At 62.7% G+C, this 24,893-nt stretch carries 22 protein-coding genes; 16 read left to right on the top strand and 6 right to left on the bottom strand.

All coding sequences use genetic code 11. The features are described 5' to 3' along the window. Window positions 1-216: 216 nt before the first annotated feature. Window positions 217-1,143: a pseudouridine-5'-phosphate glycosidase gene (locus AC1DOG_RS21020; RefSeq protein ID WP_477930774.1), complete on the bottom strand. Its 927-nt coding sequence runs from the start codon at window positions 1,141-1,143 to the stop codon at window positions 217-219. A gap of 28 nt (window positions 1,144-1,171) precedes the next feature. Next, the gene (locus AC1DOG_RS21015) at window positions 1,172-2,116 is read right to left on the bottom strand and encodes a carbohydrate kinase family protein (RefSeq protein ID WP_477930772.1); all 945 of its coding nucleotides are present in this window, start codon (window positions 2,114-2,116) and stop codon (window positions 1,172-1,174) included. 240 nt (window positions 2,117-2,356) lie between these two features. Here AC1DOG_RS21015 and recA point away from each other — a divergent pair, with 240 nt between their 5' ends. From recA to AC1DOG_RS21000, 3 genes are all read left to right on the top strand, one after another. Continuing rightward, window positions 2,357-3,433 (top strand): recombinase RecA, encoded by a 1,077-nt coding sequence (recA, locus tag AC1DOG_RS21010; RefSeq protein ID WP_113199974.1) that lies wholly within the window; start codon window positions 2,357-2,359, stop codon window positions 3,431-3,433. 156 nt (window positions 3,434-3,589) lie between these two features. After that, window positions 3,590-6,250 (top strand): alanine--tRNA ligase, encoded by a 2,661-nt coding sequence (gene alaS / locus AC1DOG_RS21005; protein WP_477930770.1) that lies wholly within the window; start codon window positions 3,590-3,592, stop codon window positions 6,248-6,250. Between the two features lie 137 nt (window positions 6,251-6,387). Then, on the top strand, window positions 6,388-7,239 hold the full coding sequence (locus AC1DOG_RS21000) for an AraC family transcriptional regulator (RefSeq protein WP_477930768.1): 852 nt from the start codon (window positions 6,388-6,390) through the stop codon (window positions 7,237-7,239). 5 nt (window positions 7,240-7,244) lie between these two features. On the opposite strand, the gene AC1DOG_RS20995 is transcribed toward AC1DOG_RS21000, so the two are convergent. The 3 genes from AC1DOG_RS20995 to AC1DOG_RS20985 form a co-directional block, all read right to left on the bottom strand. Next, window positions 7,245-7,874: a glutathione S-transferase family protein gene (locus AC1DOG_RS20995; RefSeq protein ID WP_477930766.1), complete on the bottom strand. Its 630-nt coding sequence runs from the start codon at window positions 7,872-7,874 to the stop codon at window positions 7,245-7,247. A 96-nt stretch (window positions 7,875-7,970) separates the two neighbouring features. Continuing rightward, window positions 7,971-8,417 carry an N-acetyltransferase family protein gene (locus AC1DOG_RS20990; RefSeq protein ID WP_477930764.1) on the bottom strand — a complete coding sequence of 149 codons (447 nt, stop codon included), beginning with the start codon at window positions 8,415-8,417 and terminating at the stop codon, window positions 7,971-7,973. Window positions 8,418-8,496: 79 nt separating this feature from the next. Then, entirely contained in the window at window positions 8,497-9,708 is a 1,212-nt protein-coding gene (locus AC1DOG_RS20985; RefSeq protein ID WP_047512202.1) for an NADP-dependent isocitrate dehydrogenase, read from the bottom strand. A gap of 188 nt (window positions 9,709-9,896) precedes the next feature. On the opposite strand from AC1DOG_RS20985, the gene AC1DOG_RS20980 reads away from it, so the two are divergent. From AC1DOG_RS20980 to AC1DOG_RS20920, 13 genes are all read left to right on the top strand, one after another. Beyond that, window positions 9,897-10,427 carry a hypothetical protein gene (locus tag AC1DOG_RS20980; RefSeq protein ID WP_047512200.1) on the top strand — a complete coding sequence of 177 codons (531 nt, stop codon included), beginning with the start codon at window positions 9,897-9,899 and terminating at the stop codon, window positions 10,425-10,427. Between the two features lie 108 nt (window positions 10,428-10,535). Beyond that, window positions 10,536-12,503: an FUSC family protein gene (locus AC1DOG_RS20975; RefSeq protein WP_477930762.1), complete on the top strand. Its 1,968-nt coding sequence runs from the start codon at window positions 10,536-10,538 to the stop codon at window positions 12,501-12,503. Between the two features lie 59 nt (window positions 12,504-12,562). Continuing rightward, window positions 12,563-13,393 (top strand): RNA methyltransferase, encoded by an 831-nt coding sequence (locus AC1DOG_RS20970; protein ID WP_477930760.1) that lies wholly within the window; start codon window positions 12,563-12,565, stop codon window positions 13,391-13,393. Further along, on the top strand, window positions 13,374-14,177 hold the full coding sequence (gene murI, locus AC1DOG_RS20965; protein ID WP_477930758.1) for a glutamate racemase: 804 nt from the start codon (window positions 13,374-13,376) through the stop codon (window positions 14,175-14,177). The genes AC1DOG_RS20970 and murI overlap by 20 nt, the downstream gene beginning before the upstream one ends. 125 nt (window positions 14,178-14,302) lie before the next feature. Then, window positions 14,303-15,478 carry an MFS transporter gene (locus AC1DOG_RS20960; RefSeq protein ID WP_477930756.1) on the top strand — a complete coding sequence of 392 codons (1,176 nt, stop codon included), beginning with the start codon at window positions 14,303-14,305 and terminating at the stop codon, window positions 15,476-15,478. Between the two features lie 100 nt (window positions 15,479-15,578). Then, window positions 15,579-17,096, top strand: coding sequence for a helicase HerA domain-containing protein (locus AC1DOG_RS20955; RefSeq protein ID WP_477930754.1), 1,518 nt, complete (start codon window positions 15,579-15,581; stop codon window positions 17,094-17,096). Window positions 17,097-17,278: 182 nt separating this feature from the next. Further along, window positions 17,279-18,733, top strand: a complete 1,455-nt coding sequence (phoA, locus tag AC1DOG_RS20950) for an alkaline phosphatase (protein WP_477930752.1) — start codon at window positions 17,279-17,281, stop codon at window positions 18,731-18,733. A gap of 283 nt (window positions 18,734-19,016) precedes the next feature. Further along, window positions 19,017-19,634, top strand: a complete 618-nt coding sequence (gene rpsD / locus AC1DOG_RS20945) for a 30S ribosomal protein S4 (protein ID WP_477930750.1) — start codon at window positions 19,017-19,019, stop codon at window positions 19,632-19,634. Between the two features lie 73 nt (window positions 19,635-19,707). Then, on the top strand, window positions 19,708-20,637 hold the full coding sequence (locus tag AC1DOG_RS20940; RefSeq protein WP_113199982.1) for a glutaminase: 930 nt from the start codon (window positions 19,708-19,710) through the stop codon (window positions 20,635-20,637). 70 nt (window positions 20,638-20,707) lie between these two features. Further along, a complete protein-coding gene (gene ttcA / locus AC1DOG_RS20935) occupies window positions 20,708-21,601 on the top strand; it encodes a tRNA 2-thiocytidine(32) synthetase TtcA (protein WP_477930748.1) in 894 nt (297 codons plus the stop codon). A gap of 97 nt (window positions 21,602-21,698) precedes the next feature. Beyond that, on the top strand, window positions 21,699-22,523 hold the full coding sequence (locus tag AC1DOG_RS20930; RefSeq protein ID WP_477930746.1) for an inositol monophosphatase family protein: 825 nt from the start codon (window positions 21,699-21,701) through the stop codon (window positions 22,521-22,523). Window positions 22,524-22,602: 79 nt separating this feature from the next. Further along, window positions 22,603-22,935 carry a hypothetical protein gene (locus AC1DOG_RS20925; protein ID WP_477930744.1) on the top strand — a complete coding sequence of 111 codons (333 nt, stop codon included), beginning with the start codon at window positions 22,603-22,605 and terminating at the stop codon, window positions 22,933-22,935. Then, window positions 22,932-23,528: a hypothetical protein gene (locus tag AC1DOG_RS20920; protein WP_477930742.1), complete on the top strand. Its 597-nt coding sequence runs from the start codon at window positions 22,932-22,934 to the stop codon at window positions 23,526-23,528. Before AC1DOG_RS20925 ends, AC1DOG_RS20920 begins: the two co-directional genes overlap by 4 nt. A 42-nt stretch (window positions 23,529-23,570) precedes the next feature. On the opposite strand, the gene AC1DOG_RS20915 is transcribed toward AC1DOG_RS20920, so the two are convergent. Continuing rightward, entirely contained in the window at window positions 23,571-24,851 is a 1,281-nt protein-coding gene (locus AC1DOG_RS20915; protein ID WP_477930740.1) for a multidrug effflux MFS transporter, read from the bottom strand. Window positions 24,852-24,893: the final 42 nt, after the last annotated feature.

Here is a 24,893-nt window from a genome sequence, read left to right as displayed (position 1 = left end):
CCGCCATGCGCAAGCTGCTCACCATTCTCAACGCCATCATCAGGGACAACAAACCATGGCAAAACGCTTGACCGGCAAGACAGTCGCTCTGCCCTGCCGGGCATCTCCCCCACAAGGGGGGAGATCGGCTAGACGCAGCCGCTCGCTCCAATCTTATGATTTGGCGAAGGCCCCTAGACGAGTGGGGCATGCCGTGGCGGCACGCCCCATCAAGTGTCAGGCGTTGAGCGCAACCGCGATTTCGCCGGCGAGCCGGGCGTTGTTTTCCACCAGTGCGATGTTGGTCTTCAGGCTCTGGCCGTCGGTCAGGTCGAAGATGGTGCTCAGCAGGTAAGGCGTGACCGCCTTGCCGGAGATTTCGTCGCGTTCGGCGCTGTCGAGCGCGCGCTGGATGTAGATTTCCATCTCTTCGGCCGGGATCTCGTCGGTCTCAGGCACCGGATTGGCGATCAGCATGCCGCCGTCGATGCCGAGCTGTTCGCGCACCGTCTGGAAATTGGCGATGGCCGCCGGGCTGTTCAGCGTCAGCGGGCTGCGCAGGCCGGATGAGCGCGACCAGAAGGCCGGGAATTCTTCGCTCTCGTAGGTGACTACGGGCACGCCAGCGGTTTCCAGCACTTCCAGCGTCTTCGGCACATCGAGGATCGCCTTGGCGCCGGCGCAGACGACGATGACGCCGGTGCGGGCAAGTTCTTCGAGGTCGGCGGAGATGTCGAAGCTCTCTTCCGCACCGCGATGCACGCCGCCGATGCCGCCGGTCGCGAAGACCTTGATGCCGGCGCGTTCCGCCGCGATCATCGTGGCGGCGACCGTGGTGGCGCCATGGCGGCGCTCGGCGATCGCGAAGGCGAGGTCGGCGCGCGAGACTTTCAGCACATCCTTGGCCTTGGCCAGCTGCTCGAGCTCTTCGGCTTCAAGGCCGATGTGGAGCGTGCCGTGGATGACGGCGATGGTGGCGGGGACCGCACCCTGCTCACGAATGATCGATTCGACGCTGCGGGCCATCTCGATATTGCCGGGGTAGGGCATACCGTGGGTGATGATCGTCGATTCGAGCGCCACGATCGGCGCGCCGCGCTGCTTGGCGCTCGCCACTTCCTTGGAATAGGTGATCGGCAGCTTGGAGGAGAGAGTGTTCGTCATCGGATCTTCCATTTCGTCTGATCGGGTTTCAATGCAGAATTCTCGCCTGTGGGACAAGAGCAAGAGCCTGTTTTAGGAGATCGGCGGATAGATTTTCGTTGACCGCGTTGGGCGACTGGACGGTCAGCGCCGCGGCCGCAGCACCCTCGCGGATGGCCTCGCTCATCGGCAGCCCGCGCAAAAGTGCTGCGATAACGCCCGAGGCGAGGGAATCGCCGGCACCGGTCACGTCGGACACATGCTCGACATTGGCCGGCTGCAGCGCCGCCACGTGGCCGGCGGAAAAGGCGACCAGCTCGCGCTGTCCCCGGGTGACGACACCGCCCCTGAGGCCGATATCACCGAGCAGTGACGGCCAGTGGACGGGGTTCTCCGGCCGCTCGCCGGTCAGCGCGGTGGCCTCGGCCTCGTTGAGGAAGAGATAGTCGATCCCCTGCATGCAGGCCTTCAGCTTCACCGCCTTTGCCGGCGAGATGGCGATCGCCGCGACCGGCTTACCAAGCGCCTTGGCGCGCGCGGTGATCGAGACCAGCGTTTCCTCCGGCAGGTTCGCATCGAAGAGGATCATGTCGGTCGCCGAAAACGCGTCGCGCACCGAGCGGATCGACAGGCGGCGCGGCACGAACATGCGGTAGAGATCCATGTCGGCCAGCGCGATTACCAGATTGCCGTCGCGCTCGATGATCGCGGTATAGCTCGGCGTCTTGCGGTCGAGAAAGATGAAGGGGCGGTCGTTGACGCCGGCGAGATCGGCGGCTTCGCTCACCATCTCACCGGTCGGGTCGCCACCGCGCGGCGAGATCATCGTAACATCGAAGCCGAGGCGGGCGAGGTTGCGGGCCGCGTTGAAGCCGCCGCCGCCAGCCTCCTCGAACCATGAGCCGGGGTTGCTGGCGCCATCTGCCGTCGCGCCCGATATGCGGCCGCGGCGATCGACATGGGCGCCGCCAAGCACGAGAATCTTCTTGCTCATCTCATCGCTCCGAAATGCCGTCCTGGCCGAATCGTGCGGCCTCCGGAAGCGCGGTCAGCCGCCGTCCAGGTGCTGTAAGCTCTTGCTTTGCATGGATAAAACAAATGTAGAACACAGGCCGTTTTACCTCTTTCTTTCAATGCTTTGAACGGCACTTGCGTGATGAGAACAAATGCGGTACAAAATCGACATCGGCGGCGACATTGCTTGAGCGGCTTCAATAACCTAAAGGTGGATCGAATGTCACAGAATACATTGCGGCTTGTAGAGGACAAATCGGTGGACAAAAGCAAGGCACTTGAAGCGGCACTCTCACAGATCGAGCGGTCGTTCGGCAAGGGCTCTATCATGAAGCTCGGCTCGAATGAGAGCGTGGTCGAGATCGAGACCGTTTCGACGGGCTCTCTCGGACTGGATATCGCGCTCGGGATCGGCGGTCTTCCCAAGGGACGTATCATCGAAATTTACGGGCCGGAAAGCTCGGGTAAGACGACGCTGGCGCTGCAGACGATCGCGGAAGCCCAGAAGAAGGGCGGCATCTGCGCCTTCGTCGACGCCGAACACGCGCTTGATCCGGTCTATGCCCGCAAGCTCGGCGTCGATCTGCACAATCTCTTGATCTCGCAGCCGGATACCGGCGAGCAGGCACTCGAAATCACCGACACGCTGGTGCGCTCCGGCGCCGTCGACGTGCTGGTCGTGGACTCTGTCGCCGCACTGACGCCGCGTGCCGAAATCGAAGGCGAGATGGGCGATAGCCTTCCGGGTCTGCAGGCTCGACTGATGAGCCAGGCGCTGCGCAAGCTGACGGCATCGATCTCGAAGTCGAAGACCATGGTCATCTTCATCAACCAGATCCGCATGAAGATCGGCGTCATGTTCGGTTCGCCGGAAACGACGACGGGTGGTAACGCGCTGAAGTTCTACGCCTCGGTTCGCCTCGACATCCGCCGCATCGGCGCCGTCAAGGAGCGCGAAGAGGTGATCGGCAACCAGACGCGCGTCAAGGTCGTCAAGAACAAGATGGCGCCTCCCTTCAAGCAGGTCGAATTCGACATCATGTATGGCGAAGGCGTGTCGAAGACCGGCGAACTGGTCGACCTCGGCGTAAAGGCCGGGATCGTCGAGAAGTCGGGCGCCTGGTTCTCTTACAACAGCCAGCGTCTCGGCCAGGGCCGCGAGAACGCCAAGACGTTCCTGCGCGACAATCCCGAGCTGATGCGCGAGATCGAAACCTCGATCCGCCAGAATGCCGGCCTGATCGCCGATCAGCTGCAGAACGGTGGCCCGGACGCCAACGATTCCGACGGCGAATAAGCCTCGACCCAAGACTGAATAGTTCAAAGCCGGCTGCATTCCTTGATCAGAATGCAGCCGGTTTTGTTTGTCTGCTGGACAGTGGTTAACGTCAGCGATAAAAGCCACTGAATTTTTAAGATTTGACCTGCCTTGGGCAGCACTGAAGGGCATAGCATGAGCGGTGTGAACGAAATCCGGTCGACCTTCCTCGACTACTTCAAGAAGAACGGCCACGAGATCGTTTCATCGAGCCCGCTGGTGCCGCGCAACGACCCGACGCTGATGTTCACGAACGCCGGCATGGTGCAGTTCAAGAACGTTTTCACCGGTCTCGAGCAGCGCCCATACAAGACGGCGTCGACCGCGCAGAAGTGCGTGCGCGCCGGCGGCAAGCATAACGACCTCGACAATGTCGGCTATACCGCGCGCCACCATACCTTCTTCGAAATGCTCGGCAATTTCTCCTTCGGCGACTACTTCAAGGAGCAGGCGATCGAGCATGCCTGGACGCTGATCACCAAGGAATTCGGCATTGACGCCAAGCGTCTGCTGGTCACCGTCTATCACACCGACGACGAGGCCTTTAATCTCTGGAAGAAGATAGCGGGACTGTCCGACGACAAGATCATCCGCATCCCGACCAGCGACAATTTCTGGGCGATGGGTGACACCGGCCCGTGCGGTCCCTGTTCGGAGATCTTCTACGATCACGGCGATCATATCTGGGGCGGCCCTCCCGGCTCGCCGGAAGAAGACGGTGATCGCTTCATCGAGATCTGGAACCTCGTCTTCATGCAGTACGAGCAGATCACCAAGGAAGAGCGCGTCGACCTGCCGCGTCCATCGATCGACACCGGCATGGGTCTCGAGCGTATCGCAGCCCTGTTGCAGGGCAAGCACGACAATTACGACATCGACCTCTTCCGCGCGCTGATCTCGGCGTCCGAGGAAGCAACCGGCGTCAAGGCGGAGGGTGAGCAGCGCGCCAGCCATCGCGTCATCGCCGATCACCTGCGCTCGTCCGCCTTCCTGATCGCCGACGGCGTTCTGCCGTCCGCCGAAGGTCGCGGTTACGTGCTTCGTCGCATCATGCGCCGCGCCATGCGCCATGCCGAACTGCTCGGCGCGCGCGAGCCGCTGATGTGGAAGCTTTTGCCTGCGCTGATCCAGCAGATGGGCCGCGCCTATCCGGAGCTGGTGCGTGCCGAGGCTTTGATCACCGAGACGCTGAAGCTCGAAGAGACCAAGTTCCGCACGACGCTGAAGCGCGGTCTGTCGCTTCTGTCGGATGCGACGACCACGCTCGGCAAGGGCGACATGCTCGACGGCGAGACCGCCTTCAAGCTTTACGACACCTACGGCTTCCCGCTCGACCTGACGCAGGACGCGCTGCGCGCCCGCGAAATCAACGTCGATCTCGCCGGCTTCACCGACGCCATGGAGCGCCAGAAGGCCGAAGCCCGCTCGCATTGGGCAGGTTCCGGCGACAAGGCGACCGAGACGATCTGGTTCGAGCTGCGCGACAAGCACGGCGCCACCGAATTCCTCGGCTATGACACCGAGACGGCCGAAGGCGTTGTCCAGGCGATCGTCAAGGACGGTGCCGCCGTCGGCGAAGCGGCCAAGGGCGACAAGGTGCAAATCGTCGTCAACCAGACGCCGTTCTACGGTGAATCCGGTGGCCAGATGGGCGATACGGGCGTGATTTCGTCCGATAATGCCAAGATCGAGATCACCGATACGCAAAAGCGCGGCGAGGGCCTGTTCGTTCACACGGGCACCGTCGTCGAAGGCACGGTCAAGGCCGGCGATGCCGTGGCATTGACCGTCGATCACGCCCGCCGCTCGCATATCCGCGCCAACCACTCGGCGACCCACCTGCTGCATGAGGCACTGCGCGAAGTGCTCGGCACCCATGTTGCCCAGAAGGGCTCGCTGGTCACGCCGGATCGTCTGCGCTTCGACGTCTCGCATCCGAAGCCGATGACGGCGGAAGAGCTCAAGGTCGTCGAGGACATGGCCAATGAGATCATTCTGCAGAATTCGCAGGTCACGACCCGTCTGATGAGCGTCGACGACGCCCGCGCCGAGGGCGCCATGGCGTTGTTCGGCGAGAAATACGGCGATGAGGTCCGCGTCGTCTCCATGGGCCAGGGGCTGCATGGTGCGAAGACAGGCAAGCCTTACTCGATCGAACTTTGCGGCGGCACGCATGTGTCTGCGACTGGTGACATCGGTCTCGTGCGCATTCTCGGCGACAGCGCCGTCAGCTCCGGCGTTCGCCGTCTGGAAGCCGTCACCGGCGAGGCGGCGCGCACCTATCTCGCCGAGCAGGACGAGCGCGTGAAGGCGCTGGCGACCTCGCTCAAGGTCCAACCGGCCGACGTGCTGACGCGCGTCGAAGCGCTGATGGACGAGCGCCGCAAGCTTGAGAAGGAACTGGCGGACGCCAAGCGCAAGCTCGCCATGGGCGGCGGGCAGGGCGCATCGGAAGAGGCCGTGCGCGACATCGGCGGCGTCAAGTTCCTCGGCAAGGCCATCTCCGGCGTCGATCCGAAGGATCTGAAAGGTCTCGCTGATGACGGCAAGGCCAGCCTCGGCTCCGGCGTCGTGACGCTGATCGGCGTCTCCGACGACGGCAAGGCCAGCGCCGTGGTCGCTGTCACCGCTGATCTCGTCGGCCGTTTCAGCGCCGTCGATCTGGTGCGCATCGCCTCTGCCGCTCTCGGCGGCAAGGGCGGCGGCGGCCGTCCCGACATGGCGCAGGCCGGCGGTCCGGATGGATCGAAGGCCGACGAGGCGCTCGAGGCCGTGGCGGCTGCGCTGGCTGGCTGATCGGCCTGTTCCTGATTGAATTGCGAAAGGCGGGTGCTTCGAGTGCCCGCCTTTTTCTTTTGCGCCGGCAATTCAGCAGGATTTGTCAAATCGCGTTATGTTTGTCTGCAGCCGGTCAACTGGCATGAGGTTTCGACATGAACGGCACCACGGCATGGGCACTCTACGAAAGCCGCCTGAGGCGGGTTTCTGCTTATATCCATGATCATCTCGATGGAGAGCTGGATATGGATACGCTCGCCGAGATCGCCTGCATGTCGAGCTATCACTGGCACCGGATCTATCGCGCGGTTCATGGAGAGACGCTGGCGGCGACCGTCAAGCGGCTGCGATTGCATCGCGCGGCGGGCGATATCGTCCGTTCGGATCTCGGTATCGGGGAAATTGCCAGGCGATCCGGCTATCCCAACCTCCAGTCTTTCAATCGCATTTTCAAATCGGTCTACGGCATGCCGCCGGCCCGTTATCGGAAAGAGGGAAGCCACACGGAGTTCCAACCCTCACCTAACGGAAGGACCAAAGCCATGTTCAACGTTACCTTACGGAAGATCGACCCGATCGCACTCATCGGCGTGCGCCACACAGGCTCCTATATGCAGATCAGCAAGGCGTTCGAGGTTCTCTTCGGCACGCTCCACGCGCGCGGGCTGGCGAGGCCCGATATGCGGATGATCGGCGTCTATTTCGACGATCCCGATCTCGTGCCGGCAGACGAGCTTCGCTCCATCGCCTGTGTCTCGGTCGAAGGCGAGATTGAGGTCGAGGCACCGCTCGAACCCTTCACCCTCGACGGCGGGGAATATGCGGTGCTCAGCCACAAGGGACCCTATGCTGATATGCACAAGGCCTATCAGTGGCTGTTTTCGGAGTGGCTACCGACCTCGGGCCGGCAGCTGCGCGACGGGCTGATGTTCGAGGACTACCTCAACAATCCGCGCGACGTGCCGCCGACCGAGTTGGTCACCGAGATCTACATGCCGCTCGCATGAGGCCGTCAGGCGCTCTTCTGCAGCGCCTTGGTGGCTTCGTCATCGATCGTGTTCGCCCTCTTATAGGCGGCGCGGTCGGTGACGCGGGCGACGTAATCGGCAAAGGCCTGGCGCTTCTCGAAGGTGCCGAAGCCCAGGCCCCAACCGACATGCGAACCGACATAGACGTCGGCCGCCGTAAAGCGGTTGCCGGCGATATAGGGCGAGGCGCTGACGGCCTTTTCGAGCGTGTCCATCACGTCGGCATAGCTGCCATAGCCCGCCATCCGGCTCTTATCGGCCGGCGTGTGAAAGCCGAGGGCGCGGTTGGTGGTGGCTGCTTCCAGCGGGCCGGCGCCGAAGAACATCCAGCGATAATAGCTGCCGCGCTCTTCGGCCGTCGGCGCAAGGCCTGCTTCCGGAAAGGCCTCCGCCAGATAGGCGCAGATGGCGGCGCATTCGGTGACCACAGTCTTGCCGTGACGGATCGCCGGCACCTTGCCCATCGGGTTGACGGCAAGATAATCCGGCGCCTTCATGCTGCTTTCGAAGCCAAGGATTTGCGTCGTGTAGGGGGCGCCGGTTTCCTCTAGCATCCAGCGGGCGATCCGTCCGCGCGACATCGGATTGGTGTAGAAAATCAGTTCGTCGGCCATGGTGTTCTCCTCGTTTCGCTTGATAACTGGCGCGAGTTGGCGGCGAGGCAACGTCTATGGCATGGCGATGTCAGATTTTGGCAGTAGCGGCGCCGGTCAGAGCGCCTTGCGATACTGGATGAAGCCGGAGCTCTCAGCGATACGGTCGTAAAGCTTGCGGGCCGTGGCATTGGTCTCGTGGGTCATCCAGTAGAGCCGTCCGGCGCCATGCGCGCGCGCAAGATCGGCGACGGCCTCGATCAATGCAGCGCCGGTTCCAAGCCCGCGTTGGCTGTCGTCGACATAGAGATCCTGCAGGTAGCAGGTCCATTTCGGCAACCAGGTGGAGCGGTGAAAGATCGCGTGCACGATACCGACCAGCTTGTCGTCACCATCGAACGCGCCGAGTGCGTGCATCGGTTCTGCCGGATCATGGAAGCGGCCCCAGGTCAGGTCCGTCGTCTCCTCGGGGATCGTGACTTCGTAGAAACGCTGATAGCCGGCCCATAGCGGCTCCCAGGCGCTGCGGTCCGATGGTTTTAGCGGGCGGATGGTCGTGGTCATCTTGTTGTTCCCTCTTGATATCCCTGAAACGAAAACGGCGGGGAAAACCCCGCCGCATCGTTCGCATATTCCAGATGGCTTATGCCATGGCCTTCTGCAGGTTTTCGTCGATCTTGTCGAGGAAAGCCGTGGTCGACAGCCAAGGCTGATCGGGGCCGATCAGCAGCGCCAGGTCCTTGGTCATGAAGCCAGCTTCGACGGTGTCGACGCAGACCTTTTCGAGCGTGGCTGCGAACTTCGCCAGTTCGGCGTTGTCGTCGAGCTTGGCGCGGTGCGCGAGGCCACGGGTCCAGGCGAAGATCGAGGCGATCGAGTTGGTCGAGGTTTCCTGGCCCTTCTGGTGCTGGCGGTAGTGACGCGTCACCGTGCCGTGCGCGGCTTCGGCTTCGACGGTCTTGCCATCGGGGGTCAGAAGAACGGAGGTCATCAGGCCGAGCGAACCGAAGCCCTGCGCAACCGTGTCGGACTGGACGTCGCCGTCGTAGTTCTTGCAGGCCCAGACGTAACCGCCGGACCACTTCAGAGCGGATGCGACCATGTCGTCGATCAGGCGGTGCTCGTAGGTGATGCCGATTTCCTTGAACTGATCCTGGAATTCAGCTTCATAGACTTCCTGGAAGATGTCCTTGAAGCGGCCGTCATAGGCCTTGAGGATGGTGTTCTTGGTCGACAGGTAGACCGGCCACTTGCGCATCAGGCCGTACATCATCGAGGCGCGGGCGAATTCGCGGATCGACTCGTCGAGGTTGTACATGGCCATGGCAACGCCGGCGCCGGGAGCGTCGAACACTTCCTTCTCGATGACTTGGCCGTCTTCGCCGACGAACTTGATGGTCAGCTTGCCCTTGCCCGGGAATTTGAAGTCGGTGGCGCGGTACTGGTCGCCGAAGGCATGACGGCCGACGACGATCGGCTTGGTCCAGCCGGGAACGAGGCGAGGAACGTTCTGGCAGATGATCGGCTCGCGGAAGATGACGCCGCCGAGGATGTTGCGGATCGTGCCGTTCGGGCTCTTCCACATCTGCTTGAGGTTGAATTCCTTGACGCGGTCTTCATCCGGCGTGATCGTCGCGCACTTGATGCCGACGCCATGCTTCTTGATCGCGTTGGCGGCATCAACAGTCACCTGGTCGTTGGTGGCGTCGCGGTTTTCGACGGAGAGGTCGTAATAGTCGATTTCGAGGTCCAGATACGGGTGGATCAGCTTATCCTTGATAAACTGCCAGATGATGCGCGTCATTTCATCGCCGTCGAGATCGGCGACGGGGTTGGCGACCTTGATCTTCTTCATGTATCTGCCTCGTTAAGCTTTTGAGGGACATGCGTCCCTGGTGGGTGATATAAAATCACGTGGGCTATAGCATTGTGCGCCCGGAGTGCAAAGCCGCAAGCAGGGCCGATTTGTGTGTTTTTGCGCCATTGCCAAGACACGGAAAATGGCTAGTCTCCGCGCAAAACCATTGCCTCGGACATTTGATCATGAAGACGATTTCGCTTGCCTTTGCCGCTCTGCTCGGCCTCACCGCCACGGTATTCGCCGCTGACGCGACGGCGCCGGTCAAGGAGATCATGGAGGCCACGACCAAGAACTGGTCGGGCGCCGACGAGGACTGGCAGGATATCTTCGACGAGAGCCGGCTGACGCGGATTTACAGCAAGGATTTCGTCGCCAAGTACCGCGCGGCGATGCAGAACCCTGCTGCCGACGAGGATGGCGTGTCGCCGTTCGATTACGATGTCATCGTCAACGGCGAGGATGCGTGCCCGCTGCAGGACATGACCTATACGCCGAAGCCCGGCGAGAACGGCGCGACGGAAGTGGTGGTGACGTTCAAGAAGCAGACCTGCATGGATGGCATCGACGACAAGCAGGCGCTGACCACGGTGCGCTTCGAGGTGCTGGAAGAGGGCGGCAAGGCCGTCGTTGACGACGTGTTCACCGAAGGTGATCCCGGCCAGCCGGCGAACTCGCTGAAGAACACCATGGTGCAGATCGCCAAGGGGCAATGATCGCGTGCGATTGGGACGCTGTCGCCCGGCAAGATTGATTTGCTTTTGATGCCTGTGGCGATATGTGAGCGGTGAAATACCATTCCTCCGCTCCGGGGCCTGAACTCTTTGTTTTCCGGTTTTGATTTCCGAGATTGGCTGCTAGCCAACGATCCGGCGCTGTCGCGGCTGAGGATGGCCTTGCGCGTCACGCTGTCGGTGGCGCTCTCTTTCTGTGTTCTGCTGGTCATCCATTCGCTGCTGTTTCCGCTGCCGATCGCCTCCTATGGGCTTGGGATCGTGCTGGCGATCGAGGGCGGTGTTGCGGTGCGCGACAAGGGCGGCGGGCGGCAGCTGGTGACGCGGCTTCTCGGTTGCGCCGCCAGTCTGGTGGTCGTGCTCATCGCCGCCGGGCTGGAAGGACACCGGCTGATCTCCGACGCCGCCTTTCTTCTGATTATCTTCCTCGCGGCGTCCGCCCGCGTCTTCGGGCCGCGCGGCCATGCGATCGGCATGTTCGCCTTCATGTCGTATTTCCTCGGCGCCTATTTCCAGCCGCCGCTTGCCGAGCTGCCCTTGGTGGCGATCGGTCCTATCGTCTCCTCGCTGATCGCGCATGCGGTGCGCTCCGTCGTGCTGCCCGACGACTGGCGGCGCGATCTGTTGCGATCGCTCGAGAGCGTGCAGGGGCGGATCAACCAGATCTTGTTCAAGATCGCCGCACTTGCGGCAGATGGGCACGTTTCGGATGCGGACCGGCAGGAGCTCAATCAGCTGGAGGAGCGGCTGAAAGACGTGGTGCTGATGGCCGAGAGCTTCATTCCCAGGCCCCCAAGCGGCGTCTTCGATGCCGGCACCGAGCCGGCGGGCGAGCTGGCGATCCGTCTTTTCGACGCGCATCTGGCGGCGGAGGGCGCGATCATGCTCTGCTCGCAATCGCTGCCGCCTTTCGAGCTGGTGCATCGGATCATCGAGGGCCACAAGGTGCGCCCGCCCGCCGAGGATGACGAAGGTCCCTCGGCCGAGGCTCGACGCGCTCTGATCAGGCTCGGCAATGCGCGCGCTGAGCTCGTCGAGACCATCGATGAGGGCAACCGGACGGGCTTTGCCGATATCGCCGCCGTGGCTGAGACGCCGGCTTCAGCGTCTCAGTTGGATTTCTCGTTGAGCAATCCGCTCATGCGCTCGGCGCTGCAGATCACCGTCGCCGCGGCGATCGCCATGACGCTCGGTCTCGGCCTGTCGCGCGAGCGCTGGTTCTGGGCGGTGCTCGCCTCTTTCCTCGTTTTCACCAACACCAATTCGCGCGGCGATACCGCGATGAAGGCGTTGCAGCGTTCAGTGGGCACGCTGTTCGGCATCGGCATCGGGCTTCTGCTCGCGACGCTGCTTAGCAGCCATCTGGCGCCGGCGCTTGTGATCACCAGCCTCTCCATTTTCCTCGCCTTCTACTTCCTGCAGACGAGCTATGCGACGATGACCTTCTTCGTGTCGATCGCGCTTTGCCTGATCTACGGGATGATCGGATCGCTGACGCTCGATCTGCTTCTGCTGCGCGTCGAGGAAACCGCACTCGGCGCGGCCGTCGGCACGCTGGTCGCCTTCGTCGTCTTTCCGGCGCGCACCCGCGGCGCGCTCGATCTCGTGCTCGACAAATGGTTCGCGGCACTCACCGCGCTGCTGAAGGCCACCGCCGCCGGCGAGCCGCGACACAGGCTCATCGGCCTGTCGCAGACGCTGGACGCCGCCTACAAGGATCTGGCGACGACGGCGCGGCCGCTCGGCTCGTCATGGTCGGTTGTCACCAGGCCGGGACAGGTCCGGCAGACGCTGGCGATCTTTCTGGCCGCCACCTACTGGGCGCGGATGATGGCGAAGAACCGAGAGGCTTCGATTGTCAACGACGACACGCGCCAATTGATCGAGACCAGTCTCGCCCGCGTCACGTCTGCATCGGCGCGCCGCTCGGAGTGTTTCTTTGTCGATCGCAAGATTCCCGTATCGACCACGCGGCACCATCCGCATGCCAGCAAGGGTTGGCGGCAAGGGCTTGAGATGATCGGGCTGACGCTGGAGCGGCTGTATCCGGACGCGTAAGCCTTGCCGTTTCAGCCCGTCTTGGCTATTTCCGCGCCTAGCAAAAGGATTTTGACTTCATGGCAGGCACGAACAGCGAGCGTCTTCTTCTGACGGAAGGTCCCGTCATCATTCTGGTCGAACCGCAGATGGGCGAGAATATCGGGATGGTGGCGCGGGCCATGGCGAATTTCGGTCTGTCCGAACTGCGCCTCGTCAATCCGCGCGACGGATGGCCGAACGAGAAGGCACAGGCCGCAGCGTCGAAGGCCGACCATGTGATCGAAGGCACCAAGGTGTTCGAGACGCTGGAAGAGGCGATATCCGATCTCAATTTCGTCTATGCGACGACGGCGCGCGAGCGCGATGGCTTCAAGCCGGTGCGTTCGCCCGTGGTGGCGGCGCAGACGCTGCGCGCGCGGTTTACAGCGGGCGAGGGGACCGGCATCCTCTTTGGGCGCGAGCGCTGGGGCCTGTCCAACGAAGAGGTTGCGCTGGCCGACGAGATCGTGACCTTCCCGGTCAATCCCGCCTTCGCCTCGCTGAATATCGCGCAGGCTGTGCTTCTGATGTCCTACGAGTGGATGAAATCGGGCATGGACGATCTCGGCAGCGTTCCCTTCCAGGCGATGGAGCAGACGCCATCGACGAAAGAGCAATTGCACGGGCTCTATGACCAGTTGGAAGAAGCGCTGGATTCGCGCAATTATTTCCATCCGCCCGCGAAAAAGCCCAAAATGATCGACAATCTCCGGGCAGTCCTTTCCCGCCGCGCCTTCACGGAGCAGGAAATCAGCGTGATGCGCGGCGTGATCTCCTCCCTCGACCGTTTCTCGCGGAAATATCCGCGCGGAAGCCGGGCGCCCGTAGACGTCAAGGAACATCAGGAAGATGACAGCAGCGACGCATGAGCTGAAACCCGTCCTGGTCTTCGATTCAGGTATTGGCGGGCTGACGGTGCTGCGCGAGGCGCGCGTGCTGATGCCGGAGCGCGGTTTCATCTATGTCGCCGACGATGCCGGCTTTCCCTATGGCGGATGGGAAGAGCAGGCTCTGAAGGAGCGGATYATCGCTCTCTTCGCCCGGTTGCTTCGCGAGTACGACCCCGAGGTCTGCATCATCGCCTGCAACACGGCCTTCACGTTGGCCGGCGCCGATCTGCGCGCCGCATTCCCTGACATGACCTTCGTCGGCACGGTGCCGGCGATCAAGCCGGCGGCGGAGAGGACGCGCTCGGGCCTCGTCTCAGTGCTCGCGACACCCGGAACCGTCAAGCGCGCCTATACGCGCGATCTCATCCAGTCCTTCGCGCAGCAGTGCCATGTGCGCCTCGTCGGTTCGGAAAATCTGGCGCGCATGGCGGAAGCCTATATTCGCGGCGATACGCTCTCCGACGAGGCCGTGATGGCCGAGATCGCCCAGTGCTTCGTCGAAAAGGACGGCAGGAAGACGGATATCGTCGTGCTGGCCTGCACGCACTATCCGTTCATGGCCAACATCTTCAGAAGGCTAGCGCCGTGGCCGGTCGACTGGCTGGATCCGGCGGAGGCCATCGCCCGGCGGGCGCGCAGTCTCGTGCCTGAAGTGGCCGATGCTGTGCATCCCGACAATTTCGACTTCGCGGTCTTTACCTCGGGCAATCCGGATTTTTCGACGAAACGGCTGATGCAGGGATTTGGTCTCACCGTCAGGTGACATAGCCTCGTTGCGGCGATCTTTCGCGCCGTCGGCGCTTTCCTTCGCGATGCCGATATCGCAAGCTCACAGATGGACAATCGTTCGCGGGCTTCGGCTCCCTGACGCGAACAGGGGAATGTCTTATGTCGTTTCAAAGACTTGTGATGCTGATCTTCTTTCTGCAGCCGATCGCTTTCGGCAGCTGGCTGCCGCGCATTCCCGATGTGCAGGCGAAGCTCGGCATGGGGCCAGCGGATCTTGCCATCGCGCTGCTCGGGCTGCCGATCGGCACGCTGATGACCTTGCCCTTCGCCGGTCGGCTGGTCGCGAAGATCGGCGGACGCGCGACGATCATCTATGGTTTCGTGGCTTTTCTCGCGGTCGTGTCGCTGCCGGCCTTCGCCGACAATATCACGACGCTGTTCTTCGCGCTGATGATCCTTGGCGTCACGCTTTCGACGCTTGAGCTTGGGCTGAATGTCGAGGCCGATCGGGCGGAGAAGACGACCGGCCTCATGATCATGAGCCGCTGCCATGGCTTCTGGAGCCTCGGCATCATGGCGGGCAGCTTGCTCGGCGTGGGGGCCGCGGCGTTGCATCTGCCGGCCAACTGGTCGATCGCCTTGATCGCGCTGCTGGTGCTGCCGATCGCGCTCCTCGTCAGCGTGCGGTTGCCGCACGGCCCCGATCCGGCGGCGGAGGCATCGCATGCGCAAAGCGCGCCATTCAAGCTGCCGAGCGCAGCACTTCTCGGCATCTGCGCCTTCACCTTCGGCATCACCATGACCGAGGRCGCGATCGCCGACTGGTCCGCTGTCTATCTGCGAGACGTGCTGTTTGCGACCGGCGCGCTGACCGGCCTCGGCTACTCGGTCTTCGCCTGCCTCGTGGCGACAGGGCGTTTCGGCGGCGATTACATGAAGAGCCGCTTCGGCGCCGTTGCCATCGCGCGGGTCTGCGGCTGCGCGTCGCTGGCCGGCATGGTGATCGTGCTGCTTGCGCCGAACACCGCGGTGGCGCTGATCGGTTTTGCTGCGATCGGCGTCGGCGTCTCGGTCGGCTTCCCGCTGGCGGTGACGGCATCCGCCAGCCTGACGGACCGGCCGGCAGCCGCGAGCGTCGCCATCCTGACCTTCATCGCGCTCAGCGGCTTCCTCGTCGGCCCGCCGGCGATCGGCTTCGTCGCCGAAGCCTTCGGGCTGCGTGTCGGGCTGGGTATACTGCTCATTCCGCTTGCCGTCAGCCTGCTCTTCACCCGAATGCTGATACCGCGTGCCGAGAGCCATGCAAGCGCGGTCGTGGCGGACAAGGCGGCTTGATTCGAAAAGCTGTGATTGCTTGTGGGTTTTGTTCGGTAGGCCGAGCATTCCGCCGCGAATCTGCTAAAGAGTGGCGTTGATTTCAGAAGGGGAATGGGACTTGCAGGTTGGTATCGATATGGGATCGGCGTCGGGAGGCAATCCGGCCACGCTCGATATCGAGGAGCTTCTGGCGACCCGTCTCCTTGTTCAGGGCAATTCCGGCTCCGGCAAGTCGCACCTGTTGCGGCGCCTGCTCGAGCAATCCGCGCCGTGGGTGCAGCAGGTCATCATCGATCCCGAGGGCGATTTCGTCACGTTGAGCGACAAGTTCGGCCATGTGGTCGTCGATGGCGAGCGCACCGAGGCGGAACTTGCGGGTATCGCCAACCGCATTCGCCAGCACCGCGTCTCCTGCGTTCTCACGCTCGAAGGGCTCGAGATCGAGCAGCAGATGCGCGCCGCCGCCGCCTTCCTCAACGGCATGTTCGATGCCGACCGCGAGTTCTGGTATCCCGTTCTCGTGGTCGTCGACGAAGCGCAGATGTTTGCGCCGTCGGTGGCCGGCGAAGTCTCCGACGATGCGCGCAAGATGTCCCTCGGCGCGATGACCAACCTAATGTGCCGTGGCCGTAAGCGCGGTCTGGCCGGCGTCATCGCCACGCAGCGTCTGGCCAAGCTCGCCAAGAACGTCGCGGCCGAAGCCTCCAACTTCCTGATGGGCCGCACCTTCCTCGATATCGACATGGCGCGCGCCGCCGACCTGCTCGGCATGGACCGTCGCCAGGCGGAAATGTTCCGCGACCTGAAGCGCGGTAATTTCGTCGCGCTCGGCCCGGCCCTGTCGCGCCGGCCGCTGCCGATCCAGATCGGCAATGTCGAGACCTCGGCGCGTTCGTCGAGCCCGAAGCTGATGCCGCTGCCGGACTCTCCTCAGGATGTCGAAGACCTGATCTTCACGCCGGATCCGGAAGAGTTCCAGCGGCCGATCGTGCGCCGCGCTGCTCCCGCGCCACGCCCAACCACGGATATCCTGGCCGAGCTTTCGCGCTCCGCACCCGCCGCCACCGCGCCGCAGCCATCCGAAGGTCGCGCCAGCCAGCCGGAAATGTCGGCGGAAGACCGTGAGGAGCGTGTCTCTGCCGTGCTCAGCGAGATCCTCGACGATCCGGGCTCGGGTTTCCGCACGGATTCGGTGCTCTATCAGGAATTCCTCGTGCGCCTTCGCATGCGCCGCGTGCCGGGATCGCCGATGTCGCTGCCGGAGTTCCGCCGCCGCGTCGCCGTATCGCGCTCGGGCGTCGATCCCGAGACAGCCGGGACGGAAGCGTGGGCGACGGCACTGTCGCTGTCCTCAGGCGTGACGGATGATCTGCAGGGCGTCTTCCTGATGCTCGCCAAGGCCGCGGTCTGCGGCGAGCCTTGCCCGTCGGACGCCCGCATCGCGCGCGCCTATGGCACGCATTCTGCCCGTCGCGCGCGGCGTCTTCTCGGTTATTTCGAGGAGCAGGGGACGGTTGTCGTCCACACCGATTTCTCCGGCAAGCGCATTGTCGCTTTCCCCGACATCAACTGCCAGACGGCGCCTGGTGATGCCAATGCGCCTGACGTAGATGACGTGCAGTCGGCTGCTGAATAAAAGCAGCCAGCTTCCGTATTCACGTTCTGAGATAGAAAGCCGCCTTGCGGTTTTTTGTCGTGTATCGGCGCTCGGTACACGATAGGGTTGCTCGTGTCACATGCTGTTCATCTCAGGGGTGGATAACCCCGCATGCCCCACGCGGGCGTATTTAGACCTTTTGCCCAAAGGAGATGTTGGCCATGTCGAATTCCACCCGTGCGATCACAGCATTCGCAACAGCGCTGCTTGCCACCGTTGCCATTCAGCCTGCTCATGCCGCCGATGCGGCTGCGACCAAGCTCATGGAGCGCGGCGCCAGCGAGGACCTGAGCACGCCCGGCGGCGCACGCCGCATCTCCGGCGACATCACCGAAGCCTACCGCGCTGCGATCGTCGACGGCCGCCCGAAGAACGTGATTCTCCTGATCGGCGACGGCATGGGTGATTCCGAAATCACCATCGCGCGCAACTACGCCGTTGGCGCCGGCCAGTATTTCAAGGGCATCGATGCTCTGCCTGTCACCGGCCAGTACACCCATTACTCGCTCGACAAGAAGACCGGCAAGCCGACCTATGTTACCGACTCCGCCGCATCGGGCACCGCCTGGGCAACCGGCGTGAAGAGCTATAACGGTGCGATCGGCGTCGATATCCGCGAAGAGGCGCACGAGACGCTGCTGGAGAAGGCCAAGGCCGCGGGTCTGGCAACGGGCAACGTGTCCACCGCCGAGCTGCAGGACGCGACGCCTGCCGTGCAGATCGCGCATGTGACGCAGCGCAAGTGCTACGGTCCTGAAGCGACGACCGAGAAGTGCGCCAGCAACGCGCTTGAGAACGGTGGCAAGGGCTCGATCACCGAGCAGCTGATCAATGCCCGCGCCGACGTGACGCTCGGCGGCGGCGCCAAGAGCTTCGGCGAGATGGCCAAGGCCGGCGAATGGAAGGGCAAGACGCTGCGCCAGCAGGCCGAAGAGCGCGGCTACAAGATCGTCACCAACGCCGACGAGCTTGCAGCCGTCAAGCAGGCCAATGACGGCGCACCTGTTCTCGGCCTCTTCGCCGAGGGCAACATGCCGATCCGCTGGCAGGGCCCGCAGGCCAGCCACTACGGCAATGTCGAGAAGGAGCCCGTCGTCTGCAAGCCGAACGAGAAGCGCACGGCCGCCACTCCGACGCTGGCGCAGATGACGTCGAAGGCGATCGAATTGCTCAGCACGAACGAGAAGGGCTTCTTCCTGCAGGTCGAGGGCGCCTCGATCGACAAGCAGGACCACGCCGCCAACCCTTGCGGCCAGATCGGCGAGACTGTCGATCTCGACGAAGCGGTCCAGGAAGCGCTGAAGTTCGCCGAGCAGAAGGGCGATACGCTCGTCATCGTCACCGCCGACCACGCGCATGCCAGCCAGATCATCGACGCCAGCGCCAAGGCGCCCGGCCTGACGGAAGCGCTGATGACCAAGGACGGCGCCGTGATGGCCGTCAGCTATGGCAACTCTGATGAAGTTGACGACCAGGGCCACACCGGCTCGCAGCTGCGTATCGCTGCCTACGGTCCGCGCGCGGCCAACGTCAGCGGTTTGACCGACCAGACCGACCTGTTCTACACGATCAGCGACGCGCTTGGCCTTAAAGTCCAGAAGGCAGCGATGAAGTAAGCCCGCCGGGCATTCTTGGAAGCAAGCCGTTCCGGCTTTCTCGAGATCAGACGGTTTTGCCGGTGCGGCCATGGATTGTGATTGACATTCCAGTGACTTCACCCTAAAGACCGCGCCAGCACGGGGCAGCAATGTCCCGTGTTTCATTTGACATGTCCCGTGGAGTTTCCAGTTCGCGTAACCGGAAAATCCTGTCGGGCCTCCCTCAAAGAGGCCAAAGGAGGGCGTGTTTCCTTCGAGCGGTTTGGAAACAAACCGCCGTAACATTCTGAAAGGAAATACGATGAGCAAGCGCGAATCGTCCAAGTACAAAATTGACCGCCGTATGGGCGAAAACATCTGGGGCCGTCCTAAGTCCCCGGTGAACCGCCGCGAATACGGCCCGGGCCAGCACGGCCAGCGCCGCAAGGGCAAGCTCTCGGACTTCGGTGTGCAGCTGCGCGCCAAGCAGAAGCTCAAGGGTTACTACGGTGACCTGCGCGAGAAGCAGTTCCGCGCGATCTTCGCCGAAGCAGCTCGCCGCAAGGGCGACACTTCTGAAAACCTCATTGGTCTGTTGGAATCCCGCCTGGATGCGATCGTTTATCGCGCCAAGTTCGTTCCGACCGTCTTCGCTGCCCGTCAGTTCGTCAACCACGGCCACGTGACCGTGAACGGCGTTCGCGTCAACATCGGTTCCTACCGTTGCAAGGCCGGCGACGTCATCGAAGTTCGTCAGAAGTCCAAGCAGCTGGTTTCGGTTCTCGAAGCTATCAGCCTGGCTGAACGCGACGTTCCTGAGTACATCGAAGTCGACCACAACAAGATGGTTGCTACCTTCGCTCGTGTACCGGCTCTTGCTGACGTGCCTTTCGCCGTCATCATGGAACCGCATCTGGTGGTCGAATTCTATTCGCGTTAATCGCGAGGCGTTTTCGCATACGGAAAAGCCGCCTCTCGGGGCGGCTTTTTTTGTTATCTTGAGAGGGGTCGTGATGACAGATTTGCAGGCAATCCTCGACAGTATCTATACCGAACTCCAGCCGCGCATCGGCGAGGGCAAGGTCGCAGATTATATTCCTGAGCTTGCCAAGATCGATCCCACGCAGTTCGGGCTCTCGGTCGTGACCGTCGATGGCAAGGTCTATAGCGTCGGCGATGCTGCCGTGCCGTTCTCGATCCAGAGTATCTCCAAGGTGTTCATGCTGACGCTGGCGCTCGGCAAGGTCGGCGAGGGGCTGTGGAAGCGCGTCGGGCGCGAGCCATCGGGCAATTCCTTCAACTCCATCGTCCAGCTCGAGCAGGAAGCCGGCATTCCCCGCAATCCCTTCATCAATGCCGGTGCGATTGCCGTTGCCGACGTGGTGCTTGCCGGACACGAGCCGCGCGAGGCGATCGGCGAGGTCCTACGTTTCGTGCGCTATCTGGCCGATGACGAGACGGTGACGATCGACGACAAGGTCGCCAAGTCGGAGACGCAGACGGGCTACCGCAATTTCGCGCTCGCCAATTTCATGCGCGCCTACAAGAACATCGATCATCCGGTCGAGCACGTGCTCGGTGTCTATTTCCACCAGTGCGCGCTGTCGATGACCTGCGAGCAGTTGGCCCGCGCCGGTCTCTTCCTCGCTGCCCGTGGCGCAAACCCGATGACCGGCCATTCGGTCGTTTCGCCCAAGCGCGCGCGGCGTATCAACGCGCTGATGCTGACTTGCGGCCATTATGACGGATCCGGCGACTTCGCCTATCACGTCGGCCTTCCCGGCAAGAGCGGCGTCGGCGGCGGCATCTTCGCTGTGGCGCCCGGTATCGCCTCGATCGCGGTCTGGTCGCCGGGGCTGAACAAGGTCGGCAATTCGCAGCTCGGCGCGGTCGCGCTGGAAATGCTGGCGGCGCGCACCGGATGGTCGGTTTTCGGAGATTGATGCTGGGTTGTGGCGCGGCTTTCTGCTAGACGGGATTTGGTTTCGACCTGGGGCCTGAACGGATGAGACAATGAATATCGCAGCCAATATCGCGCCAAGCATCGGAGACGAGCTTGAAACGCCTGAGACCGAGGGCGCGATCGCGCATGCGCTGTTTGCCGATGCGCCAGGCTCCGTCTCGTTCAACAAGCTGCGCAAGCGGCTGCTGCGCCAGGTGCGCCAGGCCTTCGACGATTTCGGCATGCTGAAGGGCCAGAAGCGCTGGCTGATCGGGCTTTCCGGCGGCAAGGATTCCTATGGCCTGCTGGCGCTGCTGCTCGATCTGCAATGGCGCGGACTGCTGCCTGTCGAACTCGTTGCCTGCAATCTCGACCAGGGCCAGCCGAACTTTCCGAAGCATATCCTGCCGGAATATCTGGCGAAGATCGGCGTCAAGCACCGCATCGAGTATCGCGACACCTATTCGATCGTGAAGGAGAAGGTTCCGGCCGGCGGCACCTACTGCTCGCTCTGTTCGCGCCTTCGTCGCGGCAATCTCTATCGCATCGCTCGCGAGGAAGGCTGCGACGCGCTGGTGCTCGGCCACCACCGCGAGGATATTCTCGAAACCTTCTTCATGAACTTCTTCCACGGCGGCCGCCTGGCCTCGATGCCGGCGAAGCTCCTGAACGACGAGGGCGACCTGATGGTGCTGCGGCCGCTGGCCTATTGCGCCGAGGACGACATGGCGAAATTCGCCGCCGCCATGCAGTTTCCGATCATCCCCTGCGATCTCTGCGGTTCGCAGGACGGGCTGCAGCGCAACGCGATGAAGGACATGCTCGCCGATATCGAGCGCCGCATRCCGGGCCGCAAGGACACGATGCTGCGGGCGCTCTCGCATGTGAACCCGTCGCATCTGCTCGACCCCAAGCTTTTCGACTTTGCCGGCCTGATGGCGGGCGATGCCGCGCCGAAAACCTGATTTCGTCGCGGGCGTAAGCTCTTGTTTTGACACATGTCGTTGTCGCAGAAATGCGGCATGGTCTTTCGGCATGTCACAGCGCCAGGAAGGATGTACCATGGTTTCCAAGATAGATGTCACCACGCTTGCCGATCTTTTGCGACGGGCGGCGAAGGCGGAAATATTGCCGCGTTTCCGCCGGCTCGRCAGCGACGATGTGCGCGCCAAGACCGAGGCGACCGATCTGGTCACGGAAGCAGATCTCGAAGCCGAGCGCATGATCAAGGCCGGGGTCGCGACGCTGTGGCCGGAGGCGCTGTTCATCGGCGAAGAGTCCGTCGCAGCCGATCCGGCGCTGCTTGGCAAGCTGAAGGATGCGTCGCTGTCGATCATCGTCGACCCCGTCGACGGCACGTTCAATTTCGCCTCGGGAATCCCCGCCTTCGGCGTGATGGCCTCGGTGGTGGCGAATGGCGAATGCATCGCCGGCATCATCTACGATCCGATGGGCGACGACTGGGTCATCGCCGAGAAGGGCGCCGGCGCATGGCTGAATCGCCCTGATGGCGATACGCAGCGCCTTCGCACAACCGCGCCCGTGGCGCTCGAGCAGATGGTCGGCATGGCCTCGACGGGCTTTCTGGCGCCCGGCAAGCGCGCCGAAGTGCTCGCCAACCTCGCCAAGGTTCGCTTCATCTGCAACTACCGCTGCGCCGCGCACGAACACCGGGCGTTCGCCGGCGGCCATGTGCATTACCTCATGTACAACAAGCTGATGCCCTGGGATCACCTCGGCGGCACGCTCGCCTGCGTCGAAGCCGGCGGCTATGCGGCGCGCTTCGACGGCTCGGCCTATCTGCCAGAGCATGTCGACGGCGGCCTGCTGATCGCGCCGGACAAGGAGAGCTGGGAGCTGCTGCGGCGCGAGGTGTTTACGGTTTAAAGCGCCGCGTCGCGACGTTTCCGTTCCGATCGTTGCAATCCCACCTTCGTTGCTCCTATAAATGTCAGCGGAGGTGGGCATGCTCAAGCACACGACGATCAATCTCCCTGAAGAACTGCTGGCACGCGTGGAAACCTACGCGGCCGAGAAACGAACGACGGTCACGGCGATCGTCCGCGAACATCTAGAAGCCATCGTCGAGCCGAGTCGGGCCCCGACCGACGATGACGTCCTTCTTGCCTATTCCAAGGGCCTGTTGTCGCGACGGGAGGCAGTTCGCCGCCTTGGGTTGCGGGACTATGCGTCGCTGCTCGTCGCGCTCGGCGACGCCGATCTACCGCTGCCGCTGCCGCCCGCTCATGAGCTCGAAGAGCAGGCGGCGACTTTCGTGAAGCTTTGGCGGATGGGATGAAGAGATGTACGCTCATCCTTCCCGATGCCGGGCCGATCAACAGTCTCTGGGTTGCCGATCGGCTTGAGCTTTTGCTTGCGCTCGACATGAGGATCGTCATCGTCGATGCGGCTTATGACGAGCTGACAAGCGACCTGTCCTATCTGAAGGATTACGAGGTCAAGCTGTTCATCGATAGCAACATCCCGCCTTTCGTCATCGCGGAAACCGATATCGGGAAACTGGAGCGAGAGAAGCGCCGCCTCGGGCAGAAGCTCAAGAAGAATGCCGGCGAGCTGGCGATGGTCGATTTCATGTCGGATGAGGGCGGGATAACTGAATATCTCAGCGCCGATGAGCCGGTCGCAATTCTCTTCGAAGACACCGGGCTACGCCTGATCGCCAAGCCGCCGAATTTGCACCTGCTGTCCACGGTCGGCCTGCTGAGAGGCATGGAAGAGGTCGGCATTATCCAGTCCGCCGACGCCGTAATCACCGAGATGCTGCATCCAACCAGGCCGGGACGCCGGCCGCAGGACGCACGGCGATTGACAGATCTTCCTGATGGGACCGACGAGCCGGCGACGATCGGCAGTTCGTGGAAGCCAGATTAAAAGAGCCGGCGCGCATGTCAGCGCACCGGCTACCGCGGTCGTTTAGAAATGTCCAGCGCCCGGATCGAGCTGCGGATCGTCGCCCGGGTGGGTGAAGAGCTTGCCGCCTTCGGCCCAGAGCGTGGCCACGATGCTGATCAGGCCGAACAGTGCGAAGCCGCCGAAGAGCGGTTGCACCGTGCCGTTGAACAGCTGGCCGACGCCGCCGCCGAGGATGGCGCCGAAGGTGGTCGAGACGAAGCCGGTGATGGAGGTGGCGGTGCCTGCGAGATTGCCCATCGGCTCCAGGCTGATCGCCGTGAAGTTGGTGGCGATGACGGCGAACATCATCAGCAGGATCGTGAACAGCGTATAGGCCAGCGTGAAGCTTGGCGTGCCGCCGAGCGCCTTGAAGAAGCCGATCGCCGAGATGATGGTGAAGAGGATCATCGCGACATGCGAGATGCGGCGCATGCCGAACTTGCGCACGAAGAAGCCGTTGGCGAAGTTGGCGACCGCGATACCGCCGGCGGTCGCCGCAAAGGCGATCGGAAGCCAGTCGCCAAGGCCGTAGACCTCGCCGAAGACCTGCTGAACGGAAATGACGTAGGCGCTGATGACGGCGGTGAACATGGTCAGGCCGATCATGTAGCCGCAGGTGATCTTGTTGGTCAGAACCGTCTTGAAGCCATCGACGATGTTGCCGAAGGAGAGCGGGATGCGCTCTTCGCGCGGCAGCGATTCCTTCAGGCGAAGTGATGCCCAGATGAACAGGATGGCGCCGACGATGCCGAGCAGGATGAAGATCCAGTGCCAGTTGGCATAGGTGATGATCAGCTGCCCGACCGAGGGAGCGACGATCGGCACGATCATGAAGACGATCATGACATAGGACATGACGCGCGCCATTTCGCGGCCGCCGAAGCAATCGCGGACGACGGCCATGGTGGTGATGCGGACGGCCGCGCCGCCGAGGCCCTGAATGAAGCGCATGACGAGCAGCATCTCGAAGCTGCCGGTCGCTGCGGCGCCGAACATGGCGAGCACATAGACGGCGAGGCCACCGAGCATGATGTTGCGGCGGCCGAACGTGTCCGACAGGCTGCCGAAGATGATCTGCGAAACGCCGAAGCCGAGGAAGAAAACGCCGATGACGAGCTGCGCGTCGTTGGCGTTGGCGACATTGAGTGCGTGGCCCATGGCGGGCAGGGCAGGCAGCATGCTGTCGATCGCCATGGCGACGCTTGCCGTCATGATGGCGATGGTGATGACGAATTCGAGGAAGCCCATGCCGATACGGCTGGACCCCTGGTTTTCGGTATGCGGCTTATGGGGCGGCGTCATGTGATTGTCCTGAAATATAGATGTGTCTCAATCGTCGCATGC

This window comes from Rhizobium sp. 01N48, assembly GCF_056399145.1.
This window is presented reverse-complemented; position numbering and strand designations above follow the sequence as displayed.